Raw genomic sequence first — 19020 nt, 5'->3', positions numbered from 1 at the left:
AACCTGCTTTTTGATAAGCAACTCGCCATTGAATAGGGTCAATCACGATTTATGATGGGCAGTTTTTTATAGCAATTTGAGTTTATGGCCACACTTGAGTTGGAGCGCGCTGCTCATCAACGGCGACGAATGTAAATACCCCGCGTATGGCATGCTCACGCTTGTCTTGATACATATCTTCAAGGAATATATTCACTTCAACTTTAATTGATGTGTTACCGACGTGGATAACGCGGGCAATTAACTCAGCTAAGCTACCTGCCGGTATCGCTTTTTTAAAATCAATGCGATCAGAACTAACAGTAACTAAAGACTTACGGCAAAAACGGGTGGCCGCAATAAAGGCGGTTTCATCCATCCACGCCAATGCATCGCCACCAAAAAGGGTGTTGTGATGGTTGGTATTGGAAGGGAAAATTGCTTTAATCACTCGCGACTCTGATTGTTCGATTCGCTTAGCGACATCTTCATGAAAACTAAGCTGTGATGTGATTTCTGTTTGACTAGTGGAGGGCATATAACGACCTAATATTATGCTTTTATGTGGCGGCTTCGCCAAGGTGGCGCGATTATACGTTTAAGCGGGAATAAAGGGTAGCTGTGCGAGGGAGTAGTAGCCTTAGATTAGCAAAGTTTAATTAATAATATGCACAAGTTTCATGAGCCTCTAACTTGTTTTAGGTTAAATCAACAAGGCCAATAACACAGGTCTTTAGTAGGCTAATACTTTAGCAATGTGGTACTAACCTGCGCTGCTGGTTTTTCTGAACTGCTTGGGGCAAATATCGTTACTATATATAAACGGTCAAATTCAGATTTTTCATTAATCTCAGTGCCGGGTTCGCCGCCCAGTAAATTCACCAGTTTAGGGGTGGTATTGCTGTGTCCAACCACTAATACCTTAGCGCCACTATTAAGCTGTAATTGGCTGGCAAATTCAGCTAACTCTCTGGGATTATAGTAACTGATTTTGAGGTATTGTGAGTTAGCTGTTGGCAGCGCTGTTTGCTCTGTGCGCTGGTATTGAGTGCTATAAACGGCATCAAGCTTAATTGCTGATAAGGTATTCGCTAAAGCAAGGGCGCGATTTTTACCTTGTTCTGTTAATTGTGGATCTTCACCAGTTTGTTTTTCACCATGGCGAACCAAAAAAATGGTGCTGGTTTTATGGGACGTTGATGCGCTAGCGTTAGACATAGCAGGAGTATTATGGCTATTTACTGCGGCGTTTTTTTCATTGGCTGTGGCGAGAATTGGCGAACTTAATCCAATGAAAATTATCGATATGATGCTTAACTGAAATATAATTTTTACTGAAGGGTAGCTCATCATTTTATTATCGCTTTTCGGGGGGAGTTGTTGATTAAGTAATTAACGAGAGTCGCTTAATATTAGTCACTTAACCTTAGTCAAGTAACATGAGTCACCTTACATTAGTCAAATAACATGAGTCACTTTACCTTAGTAAAGTAACATGAGTCACTTAACTTTAGTAAAGTAACATGAGGCACTTAACTTTAGTCACTTAACATTAGACTAGGACAGCAATTAACGAGACTATTATTACTGTCTTAGCCTAGATAAATAACTCAAGTGGCTAGCGATGGCTGACTTTAAAGAACAGTAGAATGTCCAATAATTTATCCGATGGAAAAATCTAGTTGCAGGGTGGTTTCTGCTTCAACGGGTTTGCCATCAACAAATTTTGGCGCATAACGCCATTTCTCAAGTGCTTTTAATGCTTCTATTTCAAAGGATTTCCCACCCTTGGATTTTATCACTTTAGGATTGGTGACAAAGCCATTTTTATCAATCGTTAATGACAATTGAACTAAGCCTTCTTTTCGTTGAATCAGCTTTGATCTGGGATAATTAGGGTTAGATCTAAATAGTGGTGTTTGCTCTTGATTAGCTTCCCATGGCGTCATATTTCCAATGGCTACGCAATGCTCGGTAGCCTTGGTTGGCTCATCTTGCAAGCTGTAAATTTCAACTAATTTAGCGTGAGCACTTAACTCGAAGGGATGGTCATAATCGAGCACGCTGTACTCTTTAATGGCTTGTAAAAGTTTAGTTTCAGCTTCAGAGTATTGTTTTTCCCAAAGTAATACTGAGCCGAGCAGATAGGTAGCATCGACTCTATCTGCAGAATTAGCCGGTAAATGCTGCACGTATATCGTTTCAGCATCAATTAGAAATTGCTTAACTCTAGAAGTATAAAACTCAGTATTCACCAAGCGTTTAAATGCCAGCATCAAGGTTTTAGCATGTAATAGTGGATTGCCAGAGTCTTCACTAATATTTATTGCTTCATTGAGTAAAGATCTTGCTTGTTTGTTATTTGTAGTGGCATCGGCCAGTAAGGTGAGTGGATCAATTAATTCTATATCGTCAATGGCGTCACCATTGGTACGATAAATATCTAAGGCCAATTGGTAAAAAGTCATTGCTTGTGATTTTTGCGCGTTTTTAGTTAACGCAGTAGCTAAATTTAAGGCTAAATTAGCGCTATTAATATTATCCTCGCCAAATTTGAGCTTACCTAAATCAAACGCTAACCGGGCATATTGTAGTTCTAACACCGCATCATTATTTTCTAATGCTAAATTATAATCTTTAAATGCAGTATTAAAATCGCTGTTAGCAGCCAAAGATGTCACAGGCAAAAGTAAGCTACTAACAAGTACAGCTATGGTTTTAAGAGATGATGATGATTTCATGTAAATCCTTTTAAATAATCAATATTTTGTGCTTGATATTTTCCTTTAAGCTGGCGGTTTTTTTTACCTGAGTCAAACTTGCAAGCTGTTAGCGGCAAAAAAATTGAGCTCATGGGGCAATAATTGTTTAAGGCTGTGGCGGCAAATCTATTTATAGGTAACAGGTTTTTATCGGCAATTTATGTTGCTATTCCCGCTATCTCTACAATACTTAAAGCTTAAAGCATCATATTTTTGTTTTAAAAAGGCAAGGTTGGTTGTTCCAATGAACGATTCAAGGATGAAGTATGTCACCATTTGCAGGCTTGTTAAGAGAGCTCACCGCATCAAATGAATCATTATGCATTTGGCGTAAAGTGGTATTTGACCGGATATTTACCACGTTAGCCTTCCTTTGTATTCCCGTTTACTTTACTAGTGTTTATTTGTGTATTGTTCAAGGCTTATGGCCGATGGCGATCTTTAATACAGTGGTTTATGCCACCTTATTGCTGATTATTTATAAAAACAACTTAGCAAATAGACTGCGATTCATCATTGGTTGCTTACTTGCCTATATGATTGGAACAGGCTTCTTACTGGCGATAGGCCCAAGTGGTGCCGGTTTTTTCTGGTTATTTCTTTTTCCTCCATTAACAGGGGTGTTATTAGGTCGTAATGCCAGTTATTGGGCGCAAATACTCAATGCCATGTCGTTAGTTATTGTTGGTATTTGCGGTCATTATAATTGGTTGCCTTGGCCGAGTATTGAAGGCTACAACAGTATTATTTGGGCGGTTGTATGCATTAATTTTGTGGCAGCTAATGCCATTCTTACGCTTTCTATCAGTTATTTATTAGAAAAATTATTCAGTTCGTTACAGTCAACATTAACTTCAAGAAGAGCAACTGTGATTGGTTTAGCCAAATTGGCAGAATATCGCGACAATGAAACAGGCGCTCATTTATTACGTATGCAGCACTATGCCGCGTTATTGGCAAACCAAAGAGGGTTAGACAAAGATGCGCCTAATGAGTTAACTGGCTCATTTGTAGAAGAAATAACTCTGTCAGCTGTATTACATGATATTGGTAAAGTGGGGATTGCCGATGCTATTTTATTAAAACCGGGTCGACTAACCCCTGAAGAGTTTGAAAATATTAAAGCTCACCCAGTGATTGGCGCAGAAGTGTTAGATTCTCTAATTGAATTTGCGCCTCAATGCAGTTTTATAAAAATGGGCCGTGATATTGCTGGTGGGCATCATGAAAAGTGGGATGGCAGTGGTTACCCTAAAGGGCTAAAAGGTCTCGAGATCCCATTGTCTGCAAGAATAGTCGCGCTAGTGGATGTGTACGATGCGCTGACTTCACCACGGTGTTACAAAAAGCCCTTTAGTCATTATGAAGCGGTAAGAGTGATAGTTGCAGGAAAGGGCAAACATTTTGATCCAAGGTTGGTTGAGAGCTTCATGAGCGTACATGAACAATTTCAGCAATTATCATTAAGCTCATTAGATGACGATCCCGCTTATACCAATGTTCCTTGTTTACAAGCAGTGGAGCCGTCGGCACAAAAAGTGAGTTAACGTCAGTACCAGTTAAAGCGATAAAAAAGCCAGTTAGGTTACCCTAACTGGCTTTTTTATAAGTTAATACTTGAGCCGTTATTTGGCTAAAAGTGCTTTACGTTCTTTAGAGGCTTGGGCTAAATCACGTAATAATTTTTCTGAGTCTTCCCAATGCAGGCAAGCATCAGTGATACTTTGACCGTATGTTAATGGCTGGCCTTCAACGACTTTCTGGTTGCCTTCAATCATAAAGCTTTCTGCCATAATCCCTGCAACCGCAGTGCTGCCAGCGCGCATTTGCGCCATGATGCTATCAGCAACTTTTAGCTGGTTTTTATGTTTTTTCTCACTATTACCATGGCTAAAATCAACCACCATACGTTGGGTTACGCCAACGGTTTCGAGCTGGGCGCGGACGATTTCAACATCTTCGGCTGAATAGTTCGGGGTTTTACCACCACGTAAAATGATATGGCCATACGGGTTACCGTGTGTACGATAAACTGCCATAGCACCATCTTTATCTGGTGAATAGAATATATGTGGTACTTGGGCGGCGCGAACAGCATCGACTGCAATATTAATGTTGCCGTCAGTACCGTTTTTAAAGCCAACAGGGCAAGATAAAGCCGACGCCATCTCACGGTGAATTTGGCTTTCAGTGGTGCGGGCACCAATAGCGCCCCAGGTAATTAAATCGGCAATATATTGACCATTGACCATATCTAAAAACTCAGTGGCAATAGGCAGTTTTAATTCAGTGATTTGCTGAAGTAAATGACGCGCCATACGTAAGCCTTTGTTTGGGCTAAAACTACCATCAAGATCAGGGTCTGAGATTAATCCTTTCCAGCCAACAATAGTACGCGGCTTTTCAAAATAAACCCGCATCACAATGCATAAGTCGTCTTTTAACTCATGGTGAAGTTTGGCTAACCGCTGGGCGTAATCTAAAGCGGCGTCGGTGTCATGTATTGAACAAGGACCAATGATGACCAATAAACGTTGATCTTCGCCAGCAATAATGGCTTCAACTTCATGACGTTGCTCAACTAAATAATCGGCAGCATCTTGCGTCAGTGGGTATTCAGATGCGAGTTGCGCAGGAGAAATAACCTTACATAAAAGGGATGTACGTAGTTCGTCTGTTTTAATAGTCATTCACTTTACCGAGCATGTTTGCGATGAATTAACATCATATTGCTCGAGATTATAACTAATTAGCAGGCGTTAGACACGGACAAATAATGCAGGTTTTTGAACTAATATCATTTTATTCACATAAGTTAGCCGAAAATGTTATGAATTTCACATTTTCGGCTTAACAGTTAAATAACCACAGCGACATTAAAATTAAAACATGTGACGCTTCAGCCCGGTAATATCGAGGATTTTAGCTGAAATCTCTTCTACAGAATGAGATGTGGTATTAACAAACGGGATCCGTTCTTTTTTATACATCATTTCTACTTCTTTCACTTCAATCCGGCATTGTCTTAGTGATGAATAGCGGCTGTTTTCCATGCGGCCTTGGCGAATTTCATGTAAACGTTGGGGATCAATGGTTAAGCCAAATAATTTGGACTTATTACGTTTTAACGCTTCAGGTAACTTGAGATTATCCATGTCATCTTCAACAAAAGGGTAGTTTGCTGCTTTAATGCCAAATTGCATAGAAAGATACAAACTCGATGGCGTTTTACCGCAACGAGAAACACCTAGCAAAATAATGTCAGCTTTATCCATATGTTTCATGGTTTGACCGTCATCATTATCTAAAGTGAAATTAATCGCATCAATACGATTATCATAAGATTCGTTAGTCGTGCTTTTACCGTGAGTTCGGTTGATCACCGGCGCAGCTTTTATACCCAGTTGTTGTTCTAATGGCGAAACAAAGGTGTTCAAAAAATCATAATCTAAACCTTCACTGGAGAAAATAATATCGCGAATGTCGGAATTTACGATGGAATGGAACACAACGGGTCTTAAGCTTGTTGTAATAAAACTATCATTGATTTGTTGTTTTACCTTTTCAGCTTTAGCAATGCTGTCAACAAATGGAATTGTAAGTGCTTCAAAATCAACTGGAAATTGGGATAGGACAGCATGGCCAAATACTTCTGCTGTGATCGCGGTCCCATCTGAGATATAGAATACTTTTGGTGTCATTTCAGCCTCTTGTAGTAATAAAATTACAAATAAAATTATACATTTACGGTTGTTGAGGGGGAGTGTAGAATGCCTCTGCCCTCGTGTGAAGGGGCCATTGAAATAAACTTGTGGAGAGATAACTGTGCAGCAATACATACTCTGGTATCAAGAATTAGGCATGGGTGATGTAAACAAGGTTGGCGGCAAGAACGCGTCACTTGGTGAAATGATCAGTAACCTGGCTAATGCCGGTGTTCAAGTACCTGGCGGATTTGCGACTACATCTCATGCATTTAATGAGTTTCTAGAGCAAAGTGGTGTTAACCAGAAAATTTTCGACATCTTGGCAACCCTTGATGTTGATGATGTAAACGAACTTGCAAAAGTTGGTGCGCAGATCAGACAATGGGTTATCGACACCCCATTTCAACCAGAACTAGAAGATGCGATTCGTGAAGCTTACGAGCAACTTTCTAGCGAGACTCAAGAAGCTTCATTTGCAGTGCGTTCATCAGCAACAGCTGAAGATATGCCAGATGCTTCGTTTGCGGGTCAACAAGAAACTTTCCTAAACGTTAAAGGCTTTGAAGCTGTACTGCTTGCGATTAAGCATGTTTACGCATCGCTATTTAACGACCGCGCAATTTCCTATCGTGTTCACCAAGGTTACGAGCATCAAGGTGTGGCATTATCTGCTGGCGTACAACGCATGGTACGTTCAGATAAAGCGTCTTCTGGTGTGATGTTTACCATGGACACTGAATCAGGTAACAACGACGTTGTCTTTATCACTTCATCATTTGGTTTAGGTGAAATGGTAGTACAAGGCGCTGTTAACCCTGATGAATTCTATGTTCACAAACCAATTTTAGCGCAAGGGCATAAAGCCGTTGTGCGCCGTAATATCGGTAGCAAGATGATTCAGATGGTTTACTCTGATGATGCTTCTCACGGCAAGCAAGTTAAAATCGAAGATGTTGCAGCAGCTGAACGCGGCACTTTCTCTATTAATGATGAAGAAGTGATGGAGCTTGCAAAGCAAGCGGTGATCATTGAACAACATTATGGCCGTGCAATGGATATCGAATGGGCAAAAGATGGCAACGACGGTAAGTTATATATCGTTCAAGCTCGTCCTGAAACTGTTCGTAGCCGTGAAGACGTGCAATTAATTGAACGCTACCACTTAAAATCCAAAGGTGCTGTTGTTTCAGAAGGACGCGCGATTGGTCATAAAATCGGTACTGGTGTAGCTAAAGTGCTAGCCTCTATCGAAGACATGGATCAAATCGAGCCAGGTGATGTACTCGTTACTGACATGACTGATCCAGATTGGGAACCTATCATGAAGCGCGCTAGCGCAATTGTCACTAACCGTGGTGGCCGAACTTGTCACGCAGCAATTATTGCGCGTGAGCTTGGGGTTCCTGCAGTTGTTGGTTGTGGTGATGTTACTGACAGTATCAAAAATGGCCAAGTAGTGACTGTATCTTGTTCTGAAGGCGATACCGGTTTCATCTACGATGGTAAGCAAGAGTTTGAAGTTATTACTAACCGTGTTGATACCTTGCCTGAACTACCAATGAAAATCATGATGAACGTCGGTAACCCTGATCGTGCATTTGATTTCGCCCGTTTACCTAATGAAGGTGTGGGACTTGCGCGTCTTGAGTTTATTATCAATCGCATGATTGGTATTCACCCTAAAGCGCTGCTTGAATTTAATTCACAACCTGCTGAGCTGCAGCAAGAAATCAATGAAATGATTGCAGGTTACGAATCACCAGTTGAGTACTATGTCGCTCGTCTAGTGGAAGGTATCGCAACCATTGGTAGTGCGTTCTATCCTAAGAAAGTTATCGTACGTATGTCAGACTTTAAGTCTAACGAATACGCTAACCTTGTTGGTGGTGACCGTTACGAGCCTGAAGAAGAAAACCCAATGTTGGGCTTCCGTGGTGCTAGTCGTTATATCTCTGAATCGTTCCGTGACTGTTTTGCTCTAGAATGTGAAGCAATTAAACGTGTGCGTAATGATATGGGCCTTAAGAACGTTGAGATTATGATCCCATTCGTTCGTACCGTTGATGAAGCCGCGCAAGTTATCGAATTATTAAAAGAGCAAGGTTTAGAGCGTGGTAAAGATGGTTTACGCGTCATCATGATGTGTGAGTTACCGTCTAATGCATTATTAGCTGACCAATTCCTTGAGCATTTCGATGGTTTCTCTATCGGTTCTAACGATTTAACTCAATTAACTTTGGGTCTAGATCGCGATTCTGGCATTATCAGTCACTTATTCGATGAACGAAATGATGCTGTTAAAGCATTGCTTTCATTAGCGATTAAAGCGGCTAAAGCCAAAGGTGCTTATGTTGGTATTTGTGGCCAAGGCCCATCTGATCATGCAGATTTTGCACAATGGCTAGTAGAGCAAGGTATTGATACTGTGTCACTTAACCCTGATACAGTCATCGACACTTGGTTATATTTAGCAGAAGAACATGCTTAATATGCTTGAAAAGTTAGTTTTTAGTTAACTAATTTATCAACATGAAAAAAAGCCGCTTTTAGCGGCTTTTTTTTTGTTTATAATGACTTTAAATTACTATAAACAGAAATTGACTATGTTACCGCTGCTATCACATCAACAGACGTTAGAACCAATTTACTTAAGCTTTCTTGATGCGCTCGAAGCATCTTCGTTTTCTGGCGAAATTGATAAACGTTATAGTGCGCGTTTAATTCAAGCGACCGACAATTCTGTTTACCAGTTTTTACCCCAAGCGGTTATTTATCCTCTCACTCAGGCGGATGTTGAGCTGGTGATGACATTAGCTGCAGACCCTCAATATAAACAAGTGACTTTTAGTGCCCGTGGTGGCGGTACTGGCACTAACGGACAATCACTGACCCACGGCTTAATACTTGATGTCTCAAGGCACATGAATCAAGTACTGGAAGTCAATGCAGAAGAAGGCTGGGTAAGAGTACAAGCTGGTGTGGTAAAAGATGCACTTAATGATGCCCTTAGGCCACATGGGTTCTTTTTCAGTCCAGATTTATCAACCTCTAATCGTGCAACGGTTGGCGGCATGGTCAGCACTGATGCATCGGGTGCGGGTTCACTGGTTTACGGTAAAACATCTGATCATGTCCTTGGCCTTACCAGCGTATTGGTTGATGGTAGTGTGCTTTCAAGCACACCAATAGCGGCAGATGAGGCGTTAAATCAGTCAGAGTCCCAATCCGTAAACACCAATAGCTTTGCTGCCAATATTATTAGCACGATTGCCAAGCGTTGCCGCGACAAGCGTGAGCTTATTCTAAAACAGTTTCCGCCATTAAATCGTTTTTTAACCGGATACGATCTAAAACATGTATGGAATGATGATTTAAGCCAATTTGATTTATCACGCATACTTGCAGGCTCTGAAGGTACACTGGCGGTATTAACAGAGGCCAAATTAAATATCACCCCATTGCCACATACGCGGATGATGGTAAATATTAAATATGACTCGTTTGAATCAGCATTGCGTCATGCACCATCATTGGTTGAAGCCAATGCTACCGTGGTCGAAACTATAGACTCAAAAGTGCTGAATTTGGCCCGTGAAGATATTATTTGGCACTCAGTGTCTCACCTCATTGAATCAGTACCCAATAAAACCATTGAAGGCCTCAATATGGTTGAATTCGCTGGGGATGAGGCTGATATTAGGCAAGGCATTGCTGCCCTTGAAAAAACACTGGCGGCACAATTGGCTAGCGAACAAGCTGGGGTTGTGGCTTATCAAATTACTGAAGATAAGCCCAGTATTAATAAAATTTACGCCATGCGTAAAAAAGCCGTAGGCTTGCTAGGCGCAACTAAAGGCCGCAGAAAACCACTGCCATTTGCCGAAGATACTGCCGTACCGCCAGAAAATTTAGCTGACTTTATCATGGAGTTTAGGGACTTATTAGATGGCCATAAATTGCAATATGGCATGTTTGGTCACGTTGATGCAGGAGTGCTGCATGTGCGTCCCGCGCTTGATATGTGCGATGAAGCGGATGAAAAGCTGCTAAAAGTGTTATCCGATCAAGTTGCTGAACTCACGCTTAAATATGGCGGTTTGATGTGGGGCGAACATGGTAAAGGGGTGCGTGGTGAATATGGACCAGCCGTATTTGGTGATGAACTATATGGCGAACTTGAAGAGGTTAAAGGCTTATTTGACCCTGACAATCGATTAAATCCGGGCAAACTAGTCGCGCCTAAAGGCAGTGGCCCAATGATGTTTAATGTTGATAGCGTTAAGCGCGGCACCTTTGATAGACAAATTCCGATTCAAGTCCGTGATGCATTTCCTGATGTAATGAATTGTAATGGTAATGGCTTATGTTTTAACTACAGTAGCTATTCGTTCATGTGTCCGTCATTTAAAGTTACCGGCGATCGGATCCATTCACCTAAAGGCCGAAGTGGCTTGATGCGGGAATGGTTAAGGCTGCTGGAGGCAGAGGGCGTTGATGTAGAGGCACTGGCTCAATCTAAACCTTTAAGCTTTATGCAGCGAGCGCAAAACAGCTTTCACATTGGCCGAGATTATGATTATTCACATGAAGTCATGGACTCGTTAAAAGGCTGTTTAGCCTGTAAAGCCTGTTCAGGGCAGTGCCCTGTTAAAGTGGATGTGCCTAAATTTCGCGCGCAATTTTTCAATATCTATTACAAACGATATATGCGCCCAGCAAAAGACTATTTAGTTGCAGGTATTGAAGACATGCTGCCGCTTATGGCTGCTATGCCAAAAGTAACCAATTTTGCCTCGCAAAATAAATTAAGTCAGTGGGTTATCAAAAAATCTATTGGTTATATAGATTCACCTGCATTATCAGTTCCCACATTAAAACAGCGTCTGGATGGCCATCCAAGCCGTGGTTATGATTTAGAGGCGCTGCAAAGTATTCCAACATCAGAGCGTGGCAATTATGTACTGGTGGTGCAAGATCCATTTAACAGTTTTTATGATGCTGAGCTGGTTTATCGTTTTATACAATTAATAGAAAAAATAGGTTTAAAGCCGGTGTTATTGCCGTTTAAACCCAATGGTAAACCATCACACATTAAAGGCTTTTTAGATAAATTTGCCGCGACTGCCAAATCAAGTGCAGACTTTTTAAATCAAGTTTATCAACTTGATATGCCGATGGTTGGCTTAGACCCTGCATTAGTGCTTTGTTATCGAGATGAATATCAAGAGGTGCTAGGGGCGCAGCGAGGCAATTTTGAAGTACTGTTAGCTAATGAGTGGTTAACCGATGCGATTCAACTCATGCCAGCGTTAGACAAAACCAGCGCGTCATTTAGTTGGTTTAGTCATTGTACTGAATCCACCGCAAAACCGGCTACGGCCAACGAATGGAAAGCGGTATTTAATCATTTTGGCGCTGAGTTTGAAATGATCAACGTGGGTTGCTGCGGTATGGCGGGCACCTATGGCCATGAACTGGATAATATGGGCCGCTCATCTAAGCTGTTTGCTATGTCTTGGCAGCCAACCTTAGACAGTATCGCTGAGAAAAGCCAAATATTGGTATCAGGCTATTCTTGCCGTAGCCAAGTGAAACGTTTTGCGGGCTTTAAGCCAAAACACCCAGTAGAAGCCTTACTTCAGTTACTGATTGCTGCCGATGAGCACGTTGCTAATGACTAAACATAAAAATGATGAACCATTGAGTATTGCCAGTCAATTAGGTGCAGAAGTTGATTTATGTAGCACTGAGCCATTGTTTTATATTGACCATCATGGGGATTGGTTCTATTTAGCCAGTCCTTTACCGACAAAATTTGCTAAGCTTTTTGCCAGTGTGCTTCATTGTATTGATAATGAATATTTTCTTATCACCCCGGTTGAAAAGGTTAAAGTCAGCGTAGATAACCATGCAATTTTTATCGTTGACTATGAGCCGCTAGCAAATAATGGACTAACCTTAATAAGTAGCATTGGCACTGAGCATCAGATTGTTGATATTAAGGCTGTGAAACTATTAGAAAACACCATTGAAGTGCCCATCGAGCGAGGCATCATCGCTTGTTTGGGGCGGGCTTGCTATTACCGTTATATAAATCAGTTTGTAATAGATTGACTAAAAAAGCGGTCTTATACGTACAAAGAGGGTGAGGTGCTAATTGGCCAGTGTAGCAAGCTGTGGTATAACAAAGCAGCTCCGCAAGGGTTTACTGACTTACACGTTAACAAGCTTAATAAGTATAAAGATAAATAATATCAGTACTTAAGCCTGTTTATGTTAGTCACATCCGTTAGTGATAGCACCAATGATTAGTAGCAATTACATTTTTAGGGCAACATTGATTAACTTGGTTAGTTCTTTTACGCACCAGCCACCAAGTATTTTATGTTGATGATTAACTTTTGCGCTTAACTAAGGATTGATGAGCCTGTAGGAGTGGTTATATGAAACGATACGAAAGCCTATATTATCAAATCTCGCATCTTAATCTTACGCTGCAAAACGAGCTAGATGAACGCTTAAAACGTTACCAACTTGACGTTAAGCTTTGGCCTGTGCTGTTTTCACTGTGGCAAGAAGAGGGCATTAGCCAAACTGAACTGTCTAAAGTGTGTGATGTGGCTAATTACACTATGACTAGGCTATTAGATCAACTGCAAGTACAGGGTTATATCACTCGCCATCAAGAGTCTGATAACCGCCGCGCCTTTCAGATTTTTTTAACTGATGCCGGTAAGGCCTTAGAGCAAGATCTTATTGGTGAAGCTGAGTGGGTTAATCAAAAATGCCTAAGTGGCTTATCCTATGAAGAGCAACAAACTTTCATGAGATTATTAAATAAAATCAATAAGCCAGATTAACATCATTGTTTGGGGCTTATTGATCGTTAGGCTAAAGCGCCAACCTATAGCTAAAGCTTCTAGCTCTTTCATATATCTACACATGTAAAAATAACCCGCTAGCCATTAATACAGCTTGCGGGTTATTAATTAGCCATTATTTTTAGCTTGTAACTTTGTCTGAGAGCTATAGCCTAGTAAGCACTAGGCCTCTAAATCCTCGTGTTTATGGACTAAATTAAAATCTGCTAACACCGCATACGCACAGGGAATAATAAACAGTACCAACAAGGTTGAGGTAAATATTCCAAACACAATTGATATTACAATGGGTTTTACAACCTGCGCTTGTAGCGAGGTTTCTAACAGTAATGGCAATAGTCCCGCAGCCGTGGTCAGTGAGGTGAGAAATACTGCTCTGAACCTGTCTCGAGACGCTTTAATTACCGCTTGCTGAATATCATCGCCAATATCCACGTGATGGCGGATATATTGCACCAACAAGATGGAGTCGTTAACCACAATACCCGCTAAAGATACAAAGCCAAGAATTGATGGCATTGATAGATTATGGCCTGTGAGTAAATGGCCCCAAAACACACCTATGAGTGCTAAAGGAATGGCTAACATCACCACAAAAGGTTCTAAATAGCTTCTAAATTGAAAACTTAAAATCGCAAATAATCCAAATAAACCGATAATAAAACCCTGTAAGAAAGAAGCGCCAGTCTTAGCGGTTTCTTTGGCTGCGCCTTCATAATCAACTTTTAGTCCCGGATACTTTTGGCGTAATTCATTAGCGTATTCATTTTGCACTTTGGCGACAATTTCGCTGCCATTGGCTTTGGCATTATCTATGTCAGCCATAATGGTTACAGTGCGCTGACTTTCAATGCGCTGAATACGTACATAAGATCGTTCAAAGTCTAATGTTGCTACTGCGCTTAATGGTATCTGATTACCGTTACTTAACATGATTGGGAAGTTAGCTAACGCTTGCAGATTACCTGCTTGCTGTTTATTCAACCTGACTTGTATTTCGATGTTTTCAGGGCCTGATTGCACATCATCTGCGGTTTGGCCAAAGTATGCCGCACGCAGTTGCGATGCTACCATCTCACCATCAACACCATAATTTTCAGCGCCATCTTTTAATTTTACCAGTACTTCTTCTTTGCCTGGGCGCATGTCATCTAAAATGCCATTAACCCCAGAAAACTGACTTAAGTAAGATTGCAAATCAACGGAGGCCAGTTTCAACGTGGCTAAATTATCATGCTGCAGTCTGACTTCAACATCACGGCCAGCAGGGCCCATACTCGGTTGTTTAAATACCAAGGAGATGGGCTCTGCAATATCACCACTGGCGCTGCGCCATGCTGAAATGAAGTTATCAATCAGGGTTTCGCGGGTTTCAGCTGATAACAAATCTAATCTTACCGTTGCCACATGTGGGCCTTGTTCGCCCGCATCCGCATTGACATTATATTGCTCGGTAACGTAGCGGATGAGATTCGACTGTTCGCCATTTTGTTGCGTTAATTTATCGCCAACGGTATTGGCTGCGGCAACCAAGTGACTAACGACAGTTTTGGTTTGCTCTAAAGTGGAACCTGGTGGCAAAATGATTCTTGCTTCAGCAATATCGCCATCGAGTTCAGGAAAGCCGACAAACTTTACCGCGCCACCTGCCACTAAGGCAAAAGACAGCATTAAACCGCCAAGTGTAAGCCCAAGGCTGGCATAGCGCCATTTCACCACAAAGGTAACGGCATTAACTAAGGTGTTGTTTTTGAAGTGTTCAAACTTTTCTAAAAAGACCCGTTTAAACTTTAACGGTGGTTTCTGCTGTTTATTAGATTTTAGCGAGTGACTTAAGTGATTCGGTAAAATCAAGAATGCTTCAATTAAGCTCACACTTAAGACCATGATTAATACCAGTGGCACCACCGACAATACCGCGCCCATTTGCCCGTCTAACCACAATAAACTGCCAAAAATAAACACTGTGGTTAAAAATGATGAAAATACGCCTGGGGCGACTTTATTTACCCCTTGGATCACCGCCTCATTGGTGGGTAAGCCTTTTTCAACATGGGCAGCAACGGATTCGGCAATAACAATGGCATCATCCATCATAATACCAATGGCCATTAGTAAGCCGACTAGGCTCATAATGTTGATTGACACGCCAAACATGCTCATTAAGAACAAGCCGCCCATAAAGGCTACAGGTAAGCCTGCTGAAACCCAAAACGAATAGCGTAACGAGAAAAATAACCACATCGAAAAGAACACTAAGATGATACCTTGCCAACCATTTCGCAGCAGCATTGATAATCGGTCTTGCAGTAGTGAAGATAAATCGTTGGTTAAGGTTAGGGTCACGCCATCGGGGGCTATAAGCCGTTCTTGTTCGATAAACTCAGTGACTCTGGACTTAATTCTTAAGGCATCATCGGCTTTGTTTTTTTGCACTTTAAGCATGGCCGCAGGTTGGCCATTAAAGATGGTATGTTCTTCCTCAAGCTCAAATAAGTCGGTGATGGTAGCAATGTCGCCTAAGGTAACCACGCCGCCTTCAGTATTAGAGGAAACGATGATTTTACTGAGGTTATCAGGGGTGATTTGTCGTTCATCAAAACGGATCAACAGGTTTTTATCAGAAAGCTCGATACTGCCAGCGGGCATTTGGACATTTTGCCTGCCCACTTTATCAGCTATTTCGGCTACTGTTAGCCCTAAGCGACGAATATCCGCTTCGTTTAACTCGACTCGTATTTGATGATCTGAAAAGCCAGACACGCTCACTAAGCTCACGCCCGCCTCGACTTTTAACCGTCGCTTTAAATCCTCAGCATAGGATTTAAGGTGTGGCAAGCTGGCATCTGCAGCGATGGCAATATCTACAACCGGTTCAGCCCAATCAAGCTCTTTGACCGTTGGTGGGTCAATTTGCGCCGGAAAGTCTTTAATGGCGTTAATTTCGGTTTGAATATCAACCAAACTGCGGCCAATGTCGGCTTCGCCATTAAGTTTTACCGTCAATGATGCAATCCCTTCTTGGGCGTCACATTTCACTTCTTCGATATTACTTAAGCCATCAATGGCATCTTCCATACGCAGGCACAGGCTTTCTTCCACTTCTGCTGGAGATGCGCCGGGGTAAACCACACTGGCGATAATGTAAGGCGGACTAAATTCAGGAAAGGTTTCACGTTTAATGTTACCAATACTGCTTAAGCCCATGACAAAAAATGCCAACATCATTAAGTTAGCAATGGTGGGGTGACGAGTGAAAAAATTAATCACAGTGCCTGCTCCTCGTCATTCGCTAGATCACTTGTTACTGGGGTAGTGGTTTCGTTCGCTGTTGATAATTTAAGCCCCATGCCATTAATGGCAGGAATTAAGTCATTGGTAACCACACGGTCATTTTGGTGAATATCGCCTTTAATGGCGACGCCATTGTCGGTTCTAAATAGCACTTCAACCTGTTTAATAACCAGCTTGTTGTCTTGATCCATTAAATAAACTTGCTCACCATGTAAGGCTTTTTCTGGGATAACGTAATGCTCTGAGGGATAACCTTTAATATAGGAGGTGACAAACATGCCCTTGGTTAATGGCGGTTTAGCTAACAAATTCATTTGGTTGAAATCTTGATCAACTTCAAGATAAAAACCTATCGTCGCTTGATCTGGGTTTATGGTATCGGCAACGCGAGTCAATTTAGCTTGCCATTGGTGTAAGGTTTTACCCATATTGACCGTGATATGAGTGTCAAAATTAACTTTTTCAATTGAAGGTAATGCAGAGGTATCTCTTGGCAGTTCATTAATTGAATGAATTAAGGTTTCGGCATCAAATAATGACAATTCAGCCTTTATTTCAACTGCGCCTAATTGATGGGCCTCGAACAACACAGCGCCATTGGTGACGGCTTGAGCTTGCTCAATGTTGACCTCGGCAATGCGTGCATCAAAAGGCAAAGTAAAGCGAGTATTATTGAGTTGACGTTGGGCATCTTCCAGTAAAGCTTGATTAACCTTAACTTGCGCCGCAGTGACTTTTTTATCATCAGGCAACAAGCTTAAGCTGCTGGTTAAGTCTTGCACTAAGTTACGCTGGGCCAGTAAAGCTTGTTTTTGGGTTTCAAGTTCTGATTTTGAGATCAAGTTTTTCTTATTTAACGATTGTTTACGTTTATATTCTTGATCAACTAAGGTCAGTCGTTGGCGCTCAATTTCTATGCTTGATTGTAAGTTTATTTCTTGCTGATTTAGCTGTACTAACTGCGCTTGAGCTGAATTATAGTTAGCTTCAGCTTGAGCAAGTTTTAGTTGGTATTCAAGAGGGTCAATGGTTAACACTAAGGTGCCAGCCTTGATCAATCTGCCCGTTTCAAGCTCAGGGTGGCGATAAGTAATTTTGCCGCCCACTTCGGCAATGCCTTGCCAGATATGCTTTGGAGCCACACGACCATAGGCTTTGATCACAGGTTGTACGGGCTGTTTTGTCAGGCTAATAACATCGACCAGGCGTGATTTATCATGGTTGGGTTGCAACTCTGGTGACGAGCGTAATGATATCGCAGCGATAAAGATGATAATACCGGCGATGATGCCTGGAAAAACATAGTGTCTTTTTAACGGGGTCATGTTAAGCGTCCTGACTGAGTTGAGATTCATTGGCAATAAGCCCATGACGTAATATTTGTGCATTTTGCTTAGCTAAATGCTGTAAAAATTCTGCTGAGGTTTTAATATTCAATGCTTGTTTAAATATGTCAGGCATTAAGAATGGAAATACCATTAAACTAATAAAACTCATTTTGGCGCACATTGGATCAATACCTTGCTGTAGACGGTTTTGCTGATGCATCTTTTCAAAAATGGTTAACCTATTTTTCGGGAATAAACTCAATAAATTGGCTTGCAGCTCTTGGTTTTTCTTGGTGGTTTTAAGGCTGGCGGTGCGAAATATGAGTTTCGGAAAATCTGGGTTTTGACTCATAATTTTATAAAAGGCCAGTAATATTTTTTCTGGTGAATCTTGAGTCGATTTTTCCTTGGAATTATTTAATTGGGCATGAACTGGCTCAATGGTTTCCTTGAGCATTTCGGCAAAAAGCCCCAATTTAGATTGAAAATAATAGCGGATTAAACTTGCATCCACTTTTGCTTTAGCAGCAATGGCTCGAATAGAGACTTTATCGTAATCATTATCGACAAATAAGGTTTTTGCTGCATTGATAAGTGCGCAGCGATTATCTGCTTTGACAGCTGGCCTACCGACTGGCTTTTTAACTGGCATTATTTTTTTAGGCATAAATTCAACACAGCTTTGAAGATACTTAGCGTATCCATTAATTCATTAAGTGTAGAATATGGTAAAGCAATGCAGCGGATTGTTTTAGTGAATTAATTCTTCAATATTCATCATCTGATGAATTATTTAACTAGATCACAAATACAAGCGCTAGTGAAGGCTGGGATTAGCGGAATAGCTATTTACTGCCATGAAGTCAATGATTAAAGCTACAAGTCGAAGCATAATTTTACCTATAAAACCACTTGGCAAACTTAGTGGTGTTATTTTGCAAAGAAGCAAAGAAGCAAAGAAGCAAAGAAGCAAAGAAGCAAAGAACAGTGAGCTATTAAGAGTAAAGATAAAAACTGCCATTAAAAAAGGCTAGCAATGCTAGCCTTTTATCTAAATGGTCAATTGAGT

14 protein-coding genes are annotated in these 19020 nt (G+C 41.2%); 6 read left to right on the top strand and 8 right to left on the bottom strand.

Features of this window, described 5'->3' with window-relative positions; translation table 11 throughout:
- Positions 1-82: 82 nt before the first annotated feature.
- The 3 genes from Q4533_RS07200 to Q4533_RS07190 form a co-directional block, all read right to left on the bottom strand.
- Positions 83-517, bottom strand: coding sequence for an acyl-CoA thioesterase (locus Q4533_RS07200; protein ID WP_102438169.1), 435 nt, complete (start codon positions 515-517; stop codon positions 83-85).
- 203 nt (positions 518-720) lie between these two features.
- Positions 721-1332 carry a histidine phosphatase family protein gene (locus Q4533_RS07195; protein ID WP_198589282.1) on the bottom strand — a complete coding sequence of 204 codons (612 nt, stop codon included), beginning with the start codon at positions 1330-1332 and terminating at the stop codon, positions 721-723.
- 308 nt (positions 1333-1640) lie between these two features.
- Positions 1641-2720, bottom strand: a complete 1080-nt coding sequence (locus tag Q4533_RS07190) for a TonB family protein (protein ID WP_303412540.1) — start codon at positions 2718-2720, stop codon at positions 1641-1643.
- 287 nt (positions 2721-3007) lie between these two features.
- Between Q4533_RS07190 and Q4533_RS07185 the strand changes: the two genes are divergently transcribed.
- Positions 3008-4288 (top strand): HD-GYP domain-containing protein, encoded by a 1281-nt coding sequence (locus Q4533_RS07185; protein ID WP_303502514.1) that lies wholly within the window; start codon positions 3008-3010, stop codon positions 4286-4288.
- 78 nt (positions 4289-4366) lie between these two features.
- On the opposite strand, the gene Q4533_RS07180 is transcribed toward Q4533_RS07185, so the two are convergent.
- Together Q4533_RS07180 and Q4533_RS07175 are read right to left on the bottom strand one after the other, a co-directional pair.
- Complete coding sequence (locus tag Q4533_RS07180; RefSeq protein ID WP_102476251.1) at positions 4367-5431, bottom strand: 3-deoxy-7-phosphoheptulonate synthase; 1065 nt, start codon at positions 5429-5431, stop codon at positions 4367-4369.
- A 192-nt stretch (positions 5432-5623) separates the two neighbouring features.
- Complete coding sequence (locus Q4533_RS07175) at positions 5624-6442, bottom strand: pyruvate, water dikinase regulatory protein (protein WP_102476252.1); 819 nt, start codon at positions 6440-6442, stop codon at positions 5624-5626.
- 124 nt (positions 6443-6566) lie between these two features.
- On the opposite strand from Q4533_RS07175, the gene ppsA reads away from it, so the two are divergent.
- The 4 genes from ppsA (at position 6567) to Q4533_RS07155 (ending at position 13308) form a co-directional block, all read left to right on the top strand.
- Positions 6567-8936, top strand: a complete 2370-nt coding sequence (gene ppsA, locus Q4533_RS07170; RefSeq protein WP_102519685.1) for a phosphoenolpyruvate synthase — start codon at positions 6567-6569, stop codon at positions 8934-8936.
- Between the two features lie 115 nt (positions 8937-9051).
- On the top strand, positions 9052-12129 hold the full coding sequence (locus Q4533_RS07165; protein ID WP_303502513.1) for an FAD-binding and (Fe-S)-binding domain-containing protein: 3078 nt from the start codon (positions 9052-9054) through the stop codon (positions 12127-12129).
- A complete protein-coding gene (locus Q4533_RS07160; protein WP_241901000.1) occupies positions 12122-12562 on the top strand; it encodes a DUF1285 domain-containing protein in 441 nt (146 codons plus the stop codon). Before Q4533_RS07165 ends, Q4533_RS07160 begins: the two co-directional genes overlap by 8 nt.
- 329 nt (positions 12563-12891) lie before the next feature.
- Complete coding sequence (locus Q4533_RS07155; RefSeq protein ID WP_102436521.1) at positions 12892-13308, top strand: MarR family winged helix-turn-helix transcriptional regulator; 417 nt, start codon at positions 12892-12894, stop codon at positions 13306-13308.
- 183 nt (positions 13309-13491) lie between these two features.
- On the opposite strand, the gene Q4533_RS07150 is transcribed toward Q4533_RS07155, so the two are convergent.
- Genes Q4533_RS07150 through Q4533_RS07140 form a run of 3 tightly spaced genes read right to left on the bottom strand, consistent with a single transcriptional unit; the run spans position 13492 to position 18618 of the window.
- Entirely contained in the window at positions 13492-16599 is a 3108-nt protein-coding gene (locus Q4533_RS07150; RefSeq protein WP_303502512.1) for an efflux RND transporter permease subunit, read from the bottom strand.
- The gene (locus tag Q4533_RS07145) at positions 16596-17948 is read right to left on the bottom strand and encodes an efflux RND transporter periplasmic adaptor subunit (protein WP_303445784.1); all 1353 of its coding nucleotides are present in this window, start codon (positions 17946-17948) and stop codon (positions 16596-16598) included. The genes Q4533_RS07150 and Q4533_RS07145 overlap by 4 nt, the downstream gene beginning before the upstream one ends.
- Before the next feature lies 1 nt (position 17949).
- Positions 17950-18618, bottom strand: a complete 669-nt coding sequence (locus Q4533_RS07140) for a TetR/AcrR family transcriptional regulator (RefSeq protein WP_102436515.1) — start codon at positions 18616-18618, stop codon at positions 17950-17952.
- A 199-nt stretch (positions 18619-18817) separates the two neighbouring features.
- Here Q4533_RS07140 and Q4533_RS07135 point away from each other — a divergent pair, with 199 nt between their 5' ends.
- Positions 18818-18985, top strand: a complete 168-nt coding sequence (locus Q4533_RS07135) for a hypothetical protein (protein ID WP_303502511.1) — start codon at positions 18818-18820, stop codon at positions 18983-18985.
- Positions 18986-19020 lie beyond the last annotated feature (35 nt).

Origin of the sequence: Shewanella sp. 6_MG-2023 (assembly GCF_030547195.1) — a bacterium.
GTDB lineage: Bacteria > Pseudomonadota > Gammaproteobacteria > Enterobacterales > Shewanellaceae > Shewanella.
Note: the sequence above shows the minus strand (reverse complement) of the source record. Positions and strands in the feature narration are given on the sequence as shown.